Origin of the sequence: Pseudoalteromonas sp. MMG005, from assembly GCF_018101015.1 — a bacterium.
Lineage (GTDB): Bacteria > Pseudomonadota > Gammaproteobacteria > Enterobacterales > Alteromonadaceae > Pseudoalteromonas > Pseudoalteromonas aurantia.
This window is the reverse complement of sequence record NZ_JAGJEK010000022.1, coordinates 1-17,668: the sequence shown is the minus strand read 5'-3', so window position 1 is coordinate 17,668 and position 17,668 is coordinate 1. Positions and strand designations below refer to the sequence as shown.

At 39.2% G+C, this 17,668-nt stretch carries 14 protein-coding genes; 5 read left to right on the top strand and 9 right to left on the bottom strand.

Translation table 11 applies throughout. The annotated features are described in order from the left end of the window. Positions 1-149: 149 nt before the first annotated feature. From J8M01_RS17135 to J8M01_RS17110, 6 genes are all read right to left on the bottom strand, one after another. Positions 150-1,514, bottom strand: a complete 1,365-nt coding sequence (locus J8M01_RS17135; protein WP_211058820.1) for an AlkA N-terminal domain-containing protein — start codon at positions 1,512-1,514, stop codon at positions 150-152. A gap of 118 nt (positions 1,515-1,632) precedes the next feature. Beyond that, entirely contained in the window at positions 1,633-2,241 is a 609-nt protein-coding gene (locus tag J8M01_RS17130) for a superoxide dismutase (RefSeq protein ID WP_211058761.1), read from the bottom strand. Positions 2,242-2,262: 21 nt separating this feature from the next. Then, positions 2,263-2,769, bottom strand: coding sequence for a hypothetical protein (locus tag J8M01_RS17125; RefSeq protein WP_192510024.1), 507 nt, complete (start codon positions 2,767-2,769; stop codon positions 2,263-2,265). Positions 2,770-2,960: 191 nt separating this feature from the next. After that, positions 2,961-6,056, bottom strand: coding sequence for a CusA/CzcA family heavy metal efflux RND transporter (locus J8M01_RS17120; RefSeq protein WP_211058760.1), 3,096 nt, complete (start codon positions 6,054-6,056; stop codon positions 2,961-2,963). Between the two features lie 9 nt (positions 6,057-6,065). Next, positions 6,066-7,196: an efflux RND transporter periplasmic adaptor subunit gene (locus J8M01_RS17115; RefSeq protein WP_211058759.1), complete on the bottom strand. Its 1,131-nt coding sequence runs from the start codon at positions 7,194-7,196 to the stop codon at positions 6,066-6,068. Positions 7,197-7,241: 45 nt separating this feature from the next. Then, positions 7,242-7,607: a hypothetical protein gene (locus J8M01_RS17110; protein WP_211058758.1), complete on the bottom strand. Its 366-nt coding sequence runs from the start codon at positions 7,605-7,607 to the stop codon at positions 7,242-7,244. Positions 7,608-7,883: 276 nt separating this feature from the next. On the opposite strand from J8M01_RS17110, the gene bfr (J8M01_RS17105) reads away from it, so the two are divergent. Together bfr (J8M01_RS17105) and bfr (J8M01_RS17100) are read left to right on the top strand one after the other, a co-directional pair. Further along, positions 7,884-8,354, top strand: coding sequence for a bacterioferritin (bfr, locus tag J8M01_RS17105; protein WP_192510020.1), 471 nt, complete (start codon positions 7,884-7,886; stop codon positions 8,352-8,354). 9 nt (positions 8,355-8,363) lie between these two features. After that, on the top strand, positions 8,364-8,828 hold the full coding sequence (gene bfr / locus J8M01_RS17100) for a bacterioferritin (RefSeq protein WP_210994763.1): 465 nt from the start codon (positions 8,364-8,366) through the stop codon (positions 8,826-8,828). 72 nt (positions 8,829-8,900) lie between these two features. Here bfr (J8M01_RS17100) and J8M01_RS17095 read toward each other — a convergent pair whose 3' ends face one another. From J8M01_RS17095 to J8M01_RS17085, 3 genes are all read right to left on the bottom strand, one after another. Further along, positions 8,901-9,095, bottom strand: a complete 195-nt coding sequence (locus J8M01_RS17095) for a bacterioferritin-associated ferredoxin (RefSeq protein ID WP_210994762.1) — start codon at positions 9,093-9,095, stop codon at positions 8,901-8,903. Between the two features lie 199 nt (positions 9,096-9,294). Then, positions 9,295-12,063 carry an ATP-binding protein gene (locus tag J8M01_RS17090; protein WP_211058757.1) on the bottom strand — a complete coding sequence of 923 codons (2,769 nt, stop codon included), beginning with the start codon at positions 12,061-12,063 and terminating at the stop codon, positions 9,295-9,297. A gap of 89 nt (positions 12,064-12,152) precedes the next feature. Further along, on the bottom strand, positions 12,153-13,043 hold the full coding sequence (locus J8M01_RS17085; protein ID WP_211058756.1) for a cation diffusion facilitator family transporter: 891 nt from the start codon (positions 13,041-13,043) through the stop codon (positions 12,153-12,155). Positions 13,044-13,377: 334 nt separating this feature from the next. Between J8M01_RS17085 and J8M01_RS17080 the strand changes: the two genes are divergently transcribed. From J8M01_RS17080 to J8M01_RS17070, 3 genes are all read left to right on the top strand, one after another. After that, positions 13,378-14,562, top strand: a complete 1,185-nt coding sequence (locus tag J8M01_RS17080; protein ID WP_211058755.1) for a response regulator — start codon at positions 13,378-13,380, stop codon at positions 14,560-14,562. 16 nt (positions 14,563-14,578) lie between these two features. Beyond that, positions 14,579-17,326, top strand: coding sequence for an ATP-binding protein (locus J8M01_RS17075; protein ID WP_211058754.1), 2,748 nt, complete (start codon positions 14,579-14,581; stop codon positions 17,324-17,326). Positions 17,327-17,394: 68 nt separating this feature from the next. Beyond that, positions 17,395-17,668, top strand: a 274-nt coding sequence (locus J8M01_RS17070; protein WP_211058753.1) for an Hpt domain-containing protein, incomplete at its 3' end; no start/stop codon positions are given.

Sequence of the window (17,668 nt, the reverse complement as noted above, 5' to 3'; positions counted from 1 at the left end):
AACTAACCAACCAGCGTAATAACAAAGTAAGACCTATAAATATGTTAGCCTCTTTCTAGTATACGCAAATTCATCGAAATTGCCGAAATTGTTGCACTAAACAGTCATCTAACTGAAACACAAAAATACAACACTTCCGGCTATAACAACTACAATGTGCGCCAAAGGTGGAATGTCAGATAACTGCGAAACGGTGCACATGTTTGGGTATCAAATGATCCGCACTGTGCAAAAGCTTTTTTAACACCTAAATCTCCCCCTAGATATATATCTGGGTTACTTTGTCCTCTCATTTTTACGTAATCAACAGTCCATGGTCCGACTCCTTTGATATCTAACCATGTATCTAAATCATCGTTATTTTTATGCTCAACGCAATACTGAGCTAAACTACGTAAAGCACTCTTTCTTGCTCCTGGCATTTTAAAAAACTCAAATTCACAGTTTTGTAAAGCATTTGCAGTTGGAAATAACTGTTCATTAGATTGACCTGATAAACCTTTATGTTCAACTAATGTACATAGCAAATTGCGAGCTGCTGACACACTCACCTGCTGACCTAGAATGGCACGAATACCAGCTTCGAACACATCCCAAATCCCTGGTAGACGTAGCCCTTGTTCTAATATTAAGCCACTCGGTATATTCGCCTCCAGATATTGATTAATAAACTCTGGATCTGCGTCTAAATCCAAGACGCGACGAATGTTCGCCACAACTAAATGAAGTCCACGGATATCATTGATTTTAATTTCCACATTAAAGCCATGGTTCACTTCATCAAAGTGTGCTGTAAATGACCCCATATACTCACCCAAAGAGTACGTTCTTCCGTACTTTCTTTCACCTAGCCATTCTATTGGTTCAATCAATCGCGCACTAAAAAACTGATGCAATGCGAACCAATTGTAAGGGGGGCGAAAAGCCATGAATAACTTAATTGGCGTATCGGAAATAACGCGTTCCTTTCTAAACTGGCTGGGATTGAGTGAAAATAGTTTTGAAAATGCGTCATTAAAACGGCGCAATGAGTTGAAGCCACTGGCAAACGCTATTTGGGAAATTGGTAACTGTGTTTGTTGAAGCAGCTGTTTCGCTAAATCACATTGCTTGTACAGCACATATTGTTTTGGGCTAGTGCCATAGTACCTTTTAAAAAGCTTATTTAAATAACGTTGAGAAATACCTAGTCTATTCGAAAGCCCCTCAACTGACATATGTCTCAGCGCGCCTTCATCTATGAGCTTTTTAGCTCTCACCGCCGTTGTTTCTACGCCAAGCCATGCATAACTGCCTGGTGCTGAATCTGGTCGACAACGAATACAGGGGCGAAACCCTGCGGCTGCTGCACTATAAGCATGTTCAAAATACGAGACATTTTTTTCGTGGGCCATCGGTGCAGGACAAATTGGCCGGCAGTAAATACCTGTACTTTTAACCGCGACAAAAAATAGCCCATCAAATCGATGATCTCGACTTTTCCTTGCTTGTTGACAAACTTCAGATGAATACATGTGACCACTCATATCTATATCATTGATTATATATTAACTGATATGAAAGCTATGAGTGGCCATAAATGGCACTAAATACCAAACAATTTATCTCAATTGTTTATTTATAGTGTATCTATTACAAGGCACCCAAGTACCGTTGCTCAACGTCGATCCAATTAATTACATTATAAAATGCCGCAATATATTCAGGTCGACGATTTTGATATTTTAGATAGTACGCATGTTCCCACACATCCAAACCTAATATTGGTGTGTGTTGCTCCATCAATGGACTGTCTTGGTTTAAGCTGCTAGTAACTTGAAGCGCTTTATTTTCGTCAACCACTAACCATGCCCAGCCGCTCCCAAACCTACTCACCGCTGCTGCCGTAAATTGCTCTTTAAATGTATCAAAACTACCAAACTTTTGATCAATCGCCTTTGCTAATTCACCCGCTTGTAATACACCACCTGTAGGACTCATTACTTGCCAAAATAAACTATGATTGTTATGCCCGCCAACGTGCTCTTGGACGGCCTTTTGCAATGACTCAGGTAGTGTCGAAATGTTGTTTAGTAACCACTGTGTTGGTTTATCTGCGAACTCTGTGCCTTCCAGCGCAGCATTTGCTTTATTAATATAAGTTTGGTGATGCAGAGTATGGTGGATTTCCATTGTTTTTGCATCAATATGTGGCTCTAATGCATCATAAGCGTATGGCAATGCCGGTAGAGTAAAAGCCATGATTATTCCTCGTTTATTTTACTAATGTAGGGTAATTGAACTATTGATTGGGACGTTAATACTGCTATTAACCTGTACAATCAACTCTGGAAAATGGGGGTGATGACTGGCAAAGTGCAGTAACTCTTGTCGGGTTTTATTTATATGGTGACAAGCTATTTTTGCAATATTTTCATCTGGATGTTGCCTCAACTGCGATACCAACTCATGCGCATCACATAATTTATGGCATGCTTGTGCAGGCCTTCCCATTGCCAAATAACAATCAGCCAGATTATGTGCAGCGACCACAACGGCTGGGCAACAGTGCTCAATTGCACCGCATACATTTCTATCTACTTGTACTTTACAAAATTGCTCAAGTAAGTGGGTTGCTAAAGTCCAAGCTGCAACATATTTATCTCGAGCTTCTAAAAATGCGCCGCGCTCAAACGCATGATTTCCGGCCATAATGTTGCTTTGCCATGGACTTAACGCCATATCTACATAATTTTGAGGGTGTTTTTTAAGTTGTTCAGCTAATGACATAGATTACATTCCAATAACAGTGCCACGCGTTGTAAAGCTATCACACATTCAATACATGACTTCGCTAAACTTACACAATGGGTATGAGGTGTAGCGAATATACACCTTACAAAAGTTATTGCAAATGATTTTTATTTATATTTCCATTGGTGTTATTGCGCACAATAAAGATTCATTGTGCGCAATAACGGTTACTTATAAGATCTAAAATACAATGTGGGCAAAATGTATAATGTCAGTATAGTGGCCGAAAAAATCCCTCCAATGATGACCGTCGCTAAAGGCTTTTGTATTTCAGCGCCAGTGGTTGAAACCAATAGCATCGGTAACAACCCTAATACAGAGGTAATCGCAGTCATCAAAACAGGGGTTAGCCTAGACTGAGCCCCTATCAGCACCGCAGATTGCAAACTATGAGTATGCCGCTGTTGATTAATGCTATCGACCAAAACGACCCCATTCAATACAGCAACACCAAACAATGTAATAAACCCAACAGCACTGGCCACCGATAAATAGAGCCCCGAACTATACAATGCAATCACGCCACCAATAAGAGATAAGGGAATTGCACAAGTTACAATCAATGTTTGCTTAATTGAATTAAAAGCCAAATATAACAACACCATAACGCCAACTAGTGCCATGGGGATCACAAACAACAAACGTAAATTAGCACGCTGCTGACTTTCAAATTGCCCGCCAATCTTCAAACTATACCCCGACGGTAAAGGCACCTCATTCAATTTTCGTTGAATATCACTGACCACCCCCCCCATGTCTCGACCTGACACATTCGCTTGAATAACAATACGCCTTTGCACGTCATCCCTTCGAATTTGAGCGGGACCTTGTTGATATCCAATATTGGCCACTTGTGATAACGTAAGCCACGCACCGGTCTCAGATAACACAGGAATGTTTCTGATCGCCGTAAGGCTATTACGTTCATTAGCGTTTAAACGTACTTGAATGTCATAACGCTCGTTGGCAACAATTACCTGACCTGCTCGGGCTCCTCCGATCCCTTGTGATACCACTGACATGACGTCTTTTACTGACATACCATAACGCGACAATGCCGTACGATTTGGCGTTATCATTAATTGCAGCTCACCTCCTAGTTGTTCTGCCGCCACATCCACCGTGCCTTCTACTGCTGCTATTGCTTGTGAAATTACTTCAGCTTGCTCCGTTAATACAGTCAATTCAGGGCCACTTAATTTGATTGACAACTGAGCCTTAACGCCAGATAAGAGCTCATCAACCCTTGTCGCTATTGGTTGTGAAAATGTAAACAAAACGCCTGGAAACTGAGCTAAGTTCTTTGAAATGGCTTTCTCAAGTTCAACGCGAGTTCGTCCGCCCTGTCGCTGTGATGTTGGTTTCAGGCCGATATATATTTCAATATTATTTACTGGCTCAGGATCCCCCCCCAATTCAGGCCTCCCTACTCGACTAAGTGCATAAGTTATTTCTGGAAACGTTAATAACTGTTGCTCAATCTTTGGGGCTAATTCTAAAGACGTTTCAAGGCTAGCCGATGGCGCAAGCGTTACCCGCAAGTTTAATGTCCCCTCTTCCAAGGTAGGAATAAACTCACTGCCTAATTGCTTAAACGAATACAATGCCGCACCGGATGCTATCGCCACAAATATACACATTACGCCTACATGATTAAACGCCCATATTAAACTAGACTGGTAAATACCTGCCAACTTCAATAACAGATGGTTTTTACGGGGCTTCTCTTTGTTCCTCAATAAAAATGAAGACAATGCTGGCAATAATAATAACGCAACGAACAAAGCTGAAATCAACGCAAATATAATACTCATGGCCATGGGCTCAAATAGTTTTGCTTCTACTCCCTCAAAACTAAACAACGGCAGAAATACCACAATAATAATACTCGTTGCCAGTAAAATAGGTTTCGTAACTTGTTGCGCACCTGCTTTTAAATTTTCAATAAACCCGACTTTGCCTAATTGCGCTTGATGAAACAAACGTTCAACCATAACCACAGACCCATCAACTAACATACCAATTGCAACCGCTAGCCCGCCCAATGACATTAAATTGGCTGATATACCAAACAGACTTAACAACATCAAAGCAACTGCAATTGAAATAGGAATAGCCAATAACACTAAAAAAGTGACCGTCACGTCGAGCATAAATAGGAAAAGTACAATCACGATCATTACAAAAGCACTTATTAATGCTTGTGTTATGGTTGATACTGCTGCATTCACCAATTCTGCTTGGTTATATACCGGTATCAGTGTTACACCAGCTGGAAGGGCTTGGTTTATTTTCGGGATCAGGTCGTTAACACTATTGATTGTTTCTGATGTATTGGCGCCTATCCGTTTTAAAACAATACCGCTGATCACTTCCCCATGGCGCTCAATTGACCCATCTCTATTCTTTGATGACATGGAAACAGCACCTTGGCGAATTTCCGCGCCAAGCTTTACCGTCCCGACATCAGATATTTTAACCACCGTACCATCAACGACTTTAACGGGTACTTCCGCAATTTGTTCAAGCCCTTGTGTGTCACTATCAAACCACCCACTCCCTCTTATCGTAACCTGCTCGGCCCCTTTTGGGAGGTACCAACCGCCAGCATTTTGATTATTATCCGATAAAGCGGTCATCAGTTGCTGTAAAGAAAGCCCATAAGACAACAGTTTATCTCCTGATACGTGTACTTGATACTGCTTGACCTGCCCACCAAATGACAACACATCTGTCACGCCATCGATAGGCATCAACAACCGTTTCACTAACCAGTCATTCAGGCTGCGCAGGGTCATTAAATCAATATCTGAATCCGGTGATGTTTTCAAAACATACTGAAATATTTGCCCTAACCCAGATGTATTAGGACCCATTTGAGGTGTGCCTATGCCATCTGGAATTAAGTTTTTGGCTTCTTGTAATCGCTCAAATACAAGTTGCCGAGCAAAATAAATATCAACCCCTTCTTTGAAAACAACGGTAATCCCACTTAAACCTGTTTTTGAAATCGAACGAACTTGCTCAACATCAGGAAGCGCGTACATCACCGCTTCGATGGGATACGTTATTAATTTCTCGACTTCTTCAGCACCAAGGCCTGGTGCTTGCGTATTAACGGCTACTTGTACATTAGTCACATCAGGAAAGGCATCAAGATTTAATTTATTTGCTTGAAATACACTAAGTAATAAAACGGTGATAAACACACCGATCACTAATACACGTTGTTCAATAACAACTGACACTAATCGATTAAGCATTGCCCTCTCCTAATGGTTGTGAACATCAAAGTTAGATTTCGCCGCTTGTGCATTTAAGAAAAATACACCTCCAGTCACCAACTGCTCACCCACCATCAAGCCTGTTACTTCGACTTGGTCACCATAATCTTTCGTTATTTTTATTTCTTTCGCGACATAATGTCCTGGTTCTGATTCAATAAAAACTTGCCAATCACCATCAGCACTTTGACTCAGAGCCCCCCTAGAAATTAATAATTGAGGTTCAGTTCCAGCTGTCACAAACTCCGTTTTTACAAACATACCTGCGTGAAGCATGTGGTTAGGGTTGTTTACAACAACGCGAATAAGGGCTGTTCTAGTTTTTGGGTCTATACTATGCCCGGCCTGAAGCAAACGAGCCATAAATCGTTGGCCGGCATGTAATATACTAATTTTAGAATTGAGGTATATTTCCAAATCTTGATCTTGCGGTAGCCTCGCTTGAACCCAGACTTGCGCTTCATTACTTATTTTCGCAATAACTTCTCCACCAGAAAAGCGGCGCCCTAGGGTTAATTGCTCTTGTAGTATGGTGCCATCAAGTTGTGCATAAATATTGTAAAGCCCCAGTTGCTTGGCATGTTTTTTTTGAGTATTAATAATATCTGATTCATTAAAACCATAATCTCTTAACTGACTTGCGGCGGCCTCTCGCTCAGCTTTCCCTAGCAAGTATGCCTTTTCACTCACAGCTTCACCTTTGAGTTTCGTTACTCGCTGCCACTCATCTTCTGCCAATCGGTAGCGGATCTGTGCTTTTGCGACCTCATAGCTATATAAAGTGGCTAACTTTTGCTGACTTTTGACTTTTTCACCCAAGCTCACATAACGTTTTTTAACCTGTGAAGGCACTGCAATGCTCACCAGTTCAGTTGCGAAATCATTATTAATCACCTCAGCAGGCGCTACAGCAACAACTTTGTTGTAACTGAGCACCACTGTACTCACTTCGATCCCACTATTGGCTTGTTGACGCGTCGTTAATTCAATACCGCTGTTGTCTACGTGACCATGATCGTTCTCACTCGCCTTAACCGGCAAAGTAAACATCAGTGCCAATGCATATATACGCACATTCAAACCCATAGACTTAATGTCTATAAAATTAATTTTTTTCATATTTTGATTCTCAGTAATTAAAAAAGGAACAGTTTGATTTAATTACTAAGCTAGAGGAGGTCGAAGCGGGACTTTGTATTGGGCATTTATAAACACATGTTGTGTATGATGATGATGTACAGATTTATAACCGATGTTATTTGTTAAAGCCCCCATCCATAAATCATGGCTCAAATGGCACACATGACAATGGGCATCATTTGCGGCTTCTGATAACTGTGCACTTAAATTGTCATGTTGTATTTTATGGCGTTCATGATCATCGGAAGCCTGACAGTGCGCTTCTAAAATTTGAGTCGCATCAAGCAGGTGTGTTGTCAAATGAAAAGCATCATTGTTTTTAGCTACATCGAAACTATCCAGCAAAGGCTGGCATAGTAACAACAAGACTAAAATAAATGATTTATACATGGAAACCAAAAAGTAAGGGTGTTAAACAGTACCATACCCAACTACGCCCCCTAACTCAAGAAAAAAGCACAGGCTTAAGCACAAGCGCTCCATTTGCGGGTGGCTTGATCAACAAACGACAGAAGCTTAATGCAAATAATTCTATTCTAATTGTTTAAAAACAAACTGTAATACGAATTAAAATCAATTGCAAGCATATGATTTGTAAGCATTTTTATTGACAGGGCAGTGTTTTGGGATAAACTGGCGACAATTAAATTTATGAAGGTGAATAGTATGCAAGGTAAGCAAAAAGTCATTGATGCATTTAATGCACTTCTGGCAAACGAGTTAGCGGCAATTGATCAGTACTTTATCCATTCACGCATGTATGATGATTGGGGTCTGGGCAAACTATATGAGCGCCTTAATCATGAAATGGAAGAGGAAACAACCCACGCTGATTGGCTTATTAAGCGTATACTATTCCTCGAAGGTGTACCTAATATGACTAACCGTCGTGATTTACTGATTGGTCACGACGTAAAATCAATGATGCAAAACGATTTAACACTTGAGCTTGAAGTCGTCTCCAGTGTTAAAAATGCAATTGCAATTTGCGAGCAAGAACAAGATTATCAATCTCGTGAAGTATTATCGAAACTATTATTCGATACGGAAGAAGATCATGTGTATTGGCTTGAACAGCAACTTGGTTTAATGGAAAAAATTGGTTCGCAAAATTACATTCAATCTCAAATTGGGTAAGGCACTATCATGAAAGGAAATAAAGACGTTATTATTGCTTTAAATAAGGTGCTTGCAAATGAACTTGTTGGCATTAATCAGTATTTTTTGCATGCGCGTATGTTTAAAGATTTTGGTTTTATGCAACTAGATAAAGCAGACTACAAAACATCCATTCAAAAAATGAAAAACGCAGACCGAATAATTGAACGAATACTATTCTTAGAGGGATTACCAAACCTGCAAGATTTAGGTCGCCTAAAAATTGGTGAGAATAGTGAAGAAATGATAGCGGCCAACATGGCATTTGAGCAACTATCGATCATTGACTTAAAGCATGCGATTGCGCTCGCAGAACAACACCAAGATTACATATCTCGTGATGCGTTAGATAAAATAATGAACGAACAAGAAGAACAAATTGACTGGCTTGAAACTCAACAACACTTAATTAAGGTGACAGGGATAGAGAATTATTTACAGTCTCAACTCTAATGTAAAAGTCATATACCGATTAAAAAAGGGCTTCTAAGCCCTTTTTTAATCTATGAGAATGTTTATCGTGTTTTAAGCTACTTTGTCGGTTATATCAACAATATCTATTAGTTTCTCATTAAGTATCTTTTTAGTGCAGTTTGTACACTTCCCACATTGTGTACCCACACCCAGTTCTTTGCTTAACTCACGCATGCTAGTCGCACCATTTTCGATGGTTTGAACTATTTTCTTGTCTGTGACGCCATGGCATATGCAGATATACATGAATGAAAACCAATCTCAATAACATTAACTGCTGCTAAGTTTAATCTAAACAAAAATAGTTATCAACTCGATATAGATAAAAAATGAGAATTATTGCTATTATCATAAGGTCGGGTAACATAAGTTCCTCTGCTCATTAAGAAACTAGCCGCTTTTTAATTACCGCAAATAGCCGTAAAATCCGAATTATTAAGCTGAGTTACACCCTATACCAATGCGCAATGGCTTTAAACAGTAACTCTTCATCGATTGGCTTGGCGACGAAGTCATCCATTCCATATTGCAAGCATTTCAATCTATCTTCATTATATGCATTTGCAGTAATCGCAATAATATACGGCGTGCCATACTTGTCAGGCGCATGCTTAATATGATGTGTGCAATCGAAGCCATCCATATTGGGCATTTGGCAATCCATCAATACTAAAGCTGTGGCATGGTTCTCAAGGTGTTTTAACGCTTCAATACCATCAACGGCCTTATGTAAAGTGCAGTTTGTTTTACTTAAAATTTTCGATGCAACAATTTGATTGACCATATTATCTTCTACTAATAGCACTTCAACCCCAGCAAGATCAGGTACTTTTTTAAATGCATGAGTTGCTATATCTGAGTTTGTTGCTGTTGCAGGTAATCTCACTTTAAATCGACTGCCCTTCCCAACCTTACTTTCTAAGGATAATGACCCGGCCATTGCTTCTACTAAACGCTTTGTTATGGTTAAACCCAATCCAGTCCCCCCATACTTTCTCGTTGTAGACACATCTGCTTGCGTAAACTCTTGAAATAAAATTTCTTGTTGAGCATCTGAAATGCCAATCCCCGTGTCACTCACACAAACTTCAATATGATCTTCGATAAACTCAACCTTTAACGTGACACTCCCCTGCTCCGTAAATTTCCCCGCATTACTCAGTAAATTATTAATCACTTGCGTCGCTCGTAACGAATCAATAAGGATATATTCCGGCAATTTTGCATCAATTGAATACTCAAATGTCACACCTGACTTTAATCCTGTTTGTCTAAAAACGGCAGCTAAGCTATCAAACATACGAAATGGATCTGTTGCATGTAAATCCAAAGATAATGCACCGGCTTCAATTTTCGAATAATCCAAAATATCATTTAGGATAAGTAATAAATTACGCGCTGATGTTTGAATAATTTCTAGTTGATGTGCGGATTCTTCATCCTCTTCCAATTGCTCCTTTAATAAGCCGGTTAAACCTATAATACCGTTGAGAGGCGTTCGAATTTCATGACTCATATTAGCCAAAAATTGACTCTTTGCTTTGCTGGCATTATTTGCCGCCGCAACAGCAGCAATCAGTTCTTGCGTTTTTTCATCAACTTGTTGCTCAAGCTTTGAATTAAAATCAGTTAACCTCTTGTTAAGTGCCTCATTTTCTCCACTGGCCATTTGCAACTTAGAAAAGTTCATCGTGAGTTTAAACGCAAGTTGATTAAATTGTTGTTGTAATGCAATCACCTCCAAACAGCTGGTATCTAACTGAGAAGAGTCCTCTATTAGCTTATCTGGTTCAAACTTATGAATGTCATCACTGAGCGCTGCAATCGGTTTAACCAGCATTCGGGTTAATTGACTCACAAAAACACTGCTCAAAACAATAATAAAAACAGCTAACAACAGAGATTGTCCCCACGCTGCAGCTGCTGCCAAATTAACATGCTTGCGCTCAAGCATTGTGACTACAGTCCAGCTTAAGGCTTTCGATTTAAATGCCTGACGATAAAATACCTGCCCATGCTTGGTTGTAAACAATTGCTGGTCTTTTGATAACCAGCCATTAAACACATCTTTTGGCACCAAATCTAACGTATTGAAATCACTTTTCAAAGAGCTATATACCACCTGATGACGGCCATCAAGTACAATTAACTCCCCTTTTTGAGACAGCAGTTTGGGAATAAACTGTTCAAGTGATTCAAAAATCAATGAGCCTTCCACAACCCCTTTAAACTCTTCCCCCTCAAAAATTGGTGCTGAAATTGCTACAATGGGATCATCACCAAAGCCACGGCCACGGAAAATATAAGAAATGTAGCCGTCAGGATGAAATGGTGCTTGTATAAAATAATCTCGGTCAGCAATTGAAGGAATATCACCAACTAAACTTTCTTTTAATGCCGCGGGATAATAATGTGATACAAATGCTTTTTCATCTGAAACAATGGCTGTGCGAAGCCCTGAGTGCATCGATATTAAACGCTCCAATGCAAAATCTTTGTCAATTCCGTGTGCAATTCCTCGAGCTGTCATTGAAATTGCTCTTGTATAACTTTGTAAATAGTCTTCAACTTGCTTATTGATTGTTTCAGACGCTTCACCAAGCTGGGCTTGCACCTCAAACTCTATTCTACTGTAATGATTATTGGTTAAAACAATTGATGTGATCAAAACCACCAACACAACTAACAAACTGATCGTGTAATTGAGTATTGAATAGAGAGGTTGGGCACGCCATAACGCTCTTATAAGAAAAAAGCTCAGTAAATCGATGACGGCAAGGTACAGTGTCGCGTTAATAAAATACTTTGCTAACGCAGTGAATATCACTAATAAAGGGAGTTGTAATACATAAAAGCCAAAAATAAATAACAATGGCAAGCCGATCACAAACCAAAAACTCAATCCTCGAGTAAAAAATGGTTTTTTCGGACGTACACAAAATAACTGTAGCCAGAGTATTTCTAATAAAAATACCACGGAGGGCCAGCTATGCCCCCATCTATAAAAAATAAAGCTACCGGTAATAGCAATGGCGAGTACGGCATATTGCCAACCAAATAAAACCAAACAACTTAAAACAAATAGTTGGCCAAACAAGAACTCTGAACTATCTAAAAACCAAATGGGTAATAGATTGACAAACCCGCCAATAGTCGCCAGAGCTAGCGTGAGTATAATCGGCTTGTATTTGTTATTCAATGCGAGCAATGGCATGTCTCTTAGCTTAAGTCTCTTAAAGGTAAAAGAAAAACACCATTTTGCCAAGTTATATACTGTAACTACGCAATTTTATTAGCGTACATTTAATGTTCAGGACAATCATGACTTTCTATTTGCAAAACACAGCTAGAAACACCAAATGTTTTTTGCAAAAGTAACTCAACTTGAGATCGGCATGACTCATCATGATTATCGATTGTACAATGATGTTTTAAAACAATATGTGCGCCAACAGCCAACTTACCATCTAACTCACTGATAGCGATATTGTGAACACTTTCAACATGCTCAGTCCGTAGAATCTCACTTTCAATTTGCTGAATTTTTGGTAATTTCACTGACGTAAAAAACAACCCAATAACACAACTACGAATGACTTTCACACCAGTAAACAAAACAAACAAAGAGATCATCATGCTAGAAATAATGTCAATCACCTCATAGCCCGTGACATAGATCAAAACACCTGCTGCAAACGTTGATATCGTTGACAAAAGATCAAAAAATGAATGTAAAAAAACGGCATATACATTAATACTGTCTTTTCTGCCTTTGTATAACACCCAAGCTGATGCACCATGAAATAAAAACCCAATCGCCGACACTACTGACATCAAATAAGTATTCACTTCAAAATCATGCCCTTGGCTGTGCTCTAAAAATCGCTCTGAGCCCTCAAACAAAATAACCAATGAAATGACTAAATAAAGAGAGCCATTAATTAGCCCCCCTACATATTCGGTTTTTTTATACCCATCATTGAATGTTTTGGCCAAATGAATAGCCAATGTAGAAGCAATTAAAGCAATGAATAAGCTACTGTTATGAACAAATAAGTGACCTGCATCGGCTGCAACAGCAAGTGAATTCGAAAAATAGGCACCGATTAATTGAATAACCATAAATGTGCAAGTAATTGCCAAAGCAATTAATAATCGAGCTCGAGAAGCACGATGTGTTGTTATGTCCGTCATTGAAGAAGCTGGAAACCTTAAACTGATGAAATGCTACCGCAAGGGTAATGATATACAGTCGCAATTGTAGCCTGAATTTACTTATGACGCATTAAAAACCTCACTATTTACCCATTTCTATTTCCATGTAAAACAGCAGATATATAAATACAACCGCATATTTGTACCCAATTTTAGCTGAAATAATTACTTTTTAATGCGGGTTGCGTTGCTGAATAACCTTACTATAGTAAAAAAGGATGTAGTAATAATGTCCTACTCCTATCGTATGTTAATGCGACTTAGATATAGATAACCCATGTTAGTAATGAAAAATTCATGAATGGACGTAGCCATGGCTCGAAAAGAAATTGAACATATCGAACGCCACCCTAAAGTCGTATTATTGTGCAACAAAGTTGAAGAACTCAGTGGGGTCAGCGATATAATTAGTTCGCAAGTCAGTGCTTTTCGCGTACTCACAAAAATGCATGACATAAAAGAAGTGTTACTTGAGTCGGCCCCCCTTGTCATCATTATCGCGATGCCTTCTGTCAGTGCAAGTATTGAACTGTACCGGCAGTTAGCACAACTTGGTTTTCTTGATTACCCCCATGAAAACATATTGCTGTGTGAAAACAAGGAATCAGGCGTTGGATTTCGCTGCTGTATGAAGCACGTCTTCAGCGACTATTTCGTTTATAAACCTATGTATGAAAACTATCGATTGCGCATGATATTACATAATGCGTTATTACGCTGTAAAAATGCACACGACACCACACACATACGAGAAGAGCACTTTGGTAAAATTGATGTAAGTCTCAAACAGCTGATTGATGATGCAGCTGTTTATCATGTTGACGCTCAGCAAACTTTAACAAACGCACGAAAAAATTTAGAACAAGCCAAGGGGGTTAATGATATCCAAACGGCATTAATGAAAGAACTCAGGGCACAACATATTGATCCGTTGCTAGACCAGCTCGAAAAAAAACTCGCTATGAGCATCGAAGAACTTACTAACAACTTAAAAAACAAGCAAATCACTTTGGCTGAGTTGTCAGCACTATTAATTGAAAAATCGTTGCCTGAAACCACCCGTTCAGCAACTGAATATGCAGCTGAAGACCCTTCCGACAAAGTAATTGCACTGACCAATCGTAATATCAAAATCATGGTCGTTGAAGACAATGAAATTTATCGTGAAATGATCAGTAAAATCCTAATTGACGAAGGACATAATGTAGAAGCGGTATCAAGTGGCTTAGTGGCAATTAAAAAACTCAAAAAACAAAAATACGACATGATCTTCATGGATTTATTTATGCCAGAGCTTGATGGATATAATACTACCAGAAACATTCGTAATATTAACCACTGTAAAAATTTACCAATTGTTGCGCTTACAAGTAATAAAAACAAAGAGTTAATTCGAAAGTGGGCAACACTTGGATTAACAGCATATATTGCAAAGCCATCTACTAAGCACTCAATATTAAAAACCGTCGAAAAAGCAAAGCGGGCCTTAGCCAGTTAAGAGCAAGGATAGACAGATGAGTTCATTACTGGATGCGCTGCCTCTTTTAGAGGTCACTGAAAATGGAGAAGTTTGCGCTGCGAACAATCCCGCGTGTGAGCTACTCAACGTCACAATAAATGAACTCCTTGGGAAACCTTTAGCATCACTCTTTGCATTCACACAGCGCGTTTCTTATCAGTGCATTAAAATGAATGAATCAAAAAGTATTACTGCGTATTTTAAAAATAGATTTCCTTATACATTACACTGCTATAAAATAAAACCCAATCATTACGACATACTCATCACTTGTAATCAAACCTATGCCATTACACCGTTAACACCTAACTCAAGTTATATTCTTGATACCGCAATTTCCTGTGCCAAAATAGGGATTTGGCGAGTTGATAACTCACTCAACAATGTTTATTTCTCAGACAGTTTTTATCAGCTTATTAAAAAATCGCCCGCGCAAGGCTTATCTTGGGATCGATTTGTTTCTTTGATCCACCCAGAAGATCAACTTACCTTAAAGTCATTTTTCACTAATTCCATCGCAAATGTACCCTTAAGTCTTGAATTCAGAATGGCCATACATGGCCACCTACATTGGTATCAACTCCTTGCAAACCAGCCCAATAATTATAAAAAATACTGGTATGGTACGTTACAGGAGTGCAGCCAAGAAAAACAAATGACAAAAGCATTGTCTGAGGCCAATGAAAATCGCCGCATTGCTTTAGAAGCGGGTAAAATCGGTAATTGGAGCAGCCTAAAACGCAATGGGCATTGGGAATGGGAGTGGGATAAACAGGCCAATGCGATTTTTCAAATGGACCTTACTGAAGATAGCAAAATAACAAGCTGGTTGAAGAACATTCACCCACAAGACACCTCGAATGTATTTAAAGCCTTCAGACACGCACTAGATACCGGGAATGAATTTGAGCAAGAATGCCGATATATCCAACCATCTAACAATGTCATTCATGTGTTAGTGAAAGGGCTGGTAAGTAAAAATGAACAACGAGAGAGCATCCGTATGGATGGGGTTGTAATAGATCAAACCGCCGCCTATAAAACCAAAGCACAGCTACAAGAAATAAATCTAAATCTGGAGGAAAAAGTTCGAGATAGAACCACTGAATTAAATAAAGCACTTGAACATGCTGAAACAGCAAACAAGTCTAAGTCGGATTTCCTTTCAATGATGAGCCACGAGCTACGTACACCAATGAATGTCATCATTGGGGCACTTGACTTGCTTACTCTCCAGCAAAATAGTTTTGAAGAACAAGAGCTATTAGATACCGCATCAATTTCAGCCAATAATCTGGTTGCAATACTCAACGATATTTTAGACATTACGAAAATAGAAGCCGGTAAGCTAGAGCTTGATTGTATTAGTTTCGACTTTTCAGAGCTACTTTATAATATTTTGGTTGTATTTGGCCCCATTGCTCGCAGTAAAGGGGTTAACTTGTCCGTATATGAATCAAGCACCCTTCCTTTAACCATACACAACGACGACAATAGGATCAGACAAATACTGTTTAACCTAATTAGTAATGCCATCAAATTTAGCGGTAACGACAAAACACACGCGGGTACCGTTGATATTTCTGTAAGCTGGGAGCCTGAAAATGAAATCATCCATACGCTTGTTATCTCAGTGAAAGACAATGGCATTGGTATTGATAAAAACACGCAAAAAAAATTATTTTCCCCGTTTACACAAGGAGACAAAACCACCACTCGTCGCTTTGGGGGCACAGGGTTAGGGCTTGCAATATGTGGCAGGTTGATTGATTTGATGGGCGGTCAGTTAAATTTACACAGCGAATTGAATATAGGTAGCACATTTACAGTACGCATACCGACTTGGCAATTCAAGCCTCGTAAAGTAGATACCCTTTTTTCGGTTATCACCCTCATTTGCTCAAATTCAACAGCTCAAAATATACAGCAACTTATCAAAATAGTTGAGATGTTTTGTAATGAAATTCATATAATTGATTGGGGGGCCTTACCCCAATTAGATAAGCTCAGCACTTATATACTCGCTGTCGATAACATGCAGTCCTCGTTACAATACAATATGTTAAAAACGATTGACCACAATGCGGTCGTCCTTGTGGAAAAAGGTGACATAACACAGCTTAAACAATTAATTAAAGACACACCTACTGGGTTTTTGAGTACACAAACACTGTTTTCGATACAAAAGCTTTTGCGCCGATTAGTACATACTCACAATGACTCAACGCCAAGTCTCAGCGCAACGGATTTTGACCTGAATCTTGTGTGCGAACCACAATTACATAATCAAAGTACAGATATTGACAGTCAGCTTACTCAAGTCTGTGATGACTCATTGCTTTATGCCGCAACTGACGCAAACAAGCAGGATAACCCGACTATTTTACTTGTCGAAGACAATCCCTTTAACCAAAACCTTATGACAAAGCAACTCAACCAGCTTGGCTATCAATGTGATATTGCTGAGAATGGGCTTCTAGGGTTAAAGCAATGGCAGAATAAAGCGTACACATTAATTTTAACTGACTGCCATATGCCTGAAATGGATGGCTATGAAATGACGCGGCAGATCCGTGAAATAGAGAATAATTTAGATAAACCACATATTCCGATAATAGCGGTGACGGGTGCTGCCATGAAGGGCGACAGGGACTATTGTTTATCTAAAGGCATGTCTGACTTTATTAGTAAACCTATTACCTTAGACAAATTCAAGCAAGTAATTGGGAGGTGGTATGAATGAACATGAAATAGCTAATTTAAAAATAATAAATCAGCAGGTTATGATTGACCTTATTGGTAATGACCACAATGAAATTATGCGCTTTCAACAACAATTTTTGGTACAAGCAAAGCTTACAACACATCGCCACATTATATCGTACCGAGCAACTCGACAAAATAAAAGAAGAAGCACATTTTTTAAAAACCTCCGCCAAAGCCATTGGCGCTGAGATTTGTGCTCATCATTTACAAACCCTTGAAGACTCTTCATTAGGACAAGACAAGGCGATCTGTAAATTACACATTCAATGTTGTGGTTCAATAATTCCGGACACTATTTTAGGTGGTATCATTACCACTT

What these genes read in the sequence shown, in the direction of transcription:
- J8M01_RS17135 (WP_211058820.1), bottom strand. Translation starts at nt 1,514, where the DNA reads ATGTATTCATCTGAAGTTTGTCAACAAGCAAGGAAAAGTCGAGATCAT.
- J8M01_RS17130 (WP_211058761.1), bottom strand. Translation starts at nt 2,241, where the DNA reads ATGGCTTTTACTCTACCGGCATTGCCATACGCTTATGATGCATTAGAG.
- J8M01_RS17125 (WP_192510024.1), bottom strand. Translation starts at nt 2,769, where the DNA reads ATGTCATTAGCTGAACAACTTAAAAAACACCCTCAAAATTATGTAGAT.
- J8M01_RS17120 (WP_211058760.1), bottom strand. Translation starts at nt 6,056, where the DNA reads ATGCTTAATCGATTAGTGTCAGTTGTTATTGAACAACGTGTATTAGTG.
- J8M01_RS17115 (WP_211058759.1), bottom strand. Translation starts at nt 7,196, where the DNA reads ATGAAAAAAATTAATTTTATAGACATTAAGTCTATGGGTTTGAATGTG.
- J8M01_RS17110 (WP_211058758.1), bottom strand. Translation starts at nt 7,607, where the DNA reads ATGTATAAATCATTTATTTTAGTCTTGTTGTTACTATGCCAGCCTTTG.
- bfr (WP_192510020.1), top strand. Translation starts at nt 7,884, where the DNA reads ATGCAAGGTAAGCAAAAAGTCATTGATGCATTTAATGCACTTCTGGCA.
- bfr (WP_210994763.1), top strand. Translation starts at nt 8,364, where the DNA reads ATGAAAGGAAATAAAGACGTTATTATTGCTTTAAATAAGGTGCTTGCA.
- J8M01_RS17095 (WP_210994762.1), bottom strand. Translation starts at nt 9,095, where the DNA reads ATGTATATCTGCATATGCCATGGCGTCACAGACAAGAAAATAGTTCAA.
- J8M01_RS17090 (WP_211058757.1), bottom strand. Translation starts at nt 12,063, where the DNA reads ATGCCATTGCTCGCATTGAATAACAAATACAAGCCGATTATACTCACG.
- J8M01_RS17085 (WP_211058756.1), bottom strand. Translation starts at nt 13,043, where the DNA reads ATGACGGACATAACAACACATCGTGCTTCTCGAGCTCGATTATTAATT.
- J8M01_RS17080 (WP_211058755.1), top strand. Translation starts at nt 13,378, where the DNA reads ATGGCTCGAAAAGAAATTGAACATATCGAACGCCACCCTAAAGTCGTA.
- J8M01_RS17075 (WP_211058754.1), top strand. Translation starts at nt 14,579, where the DNA reads ATGAGTTCATTACTGGATGCGCTGCCTCTTTTAGAGGTCACTGAAAAT.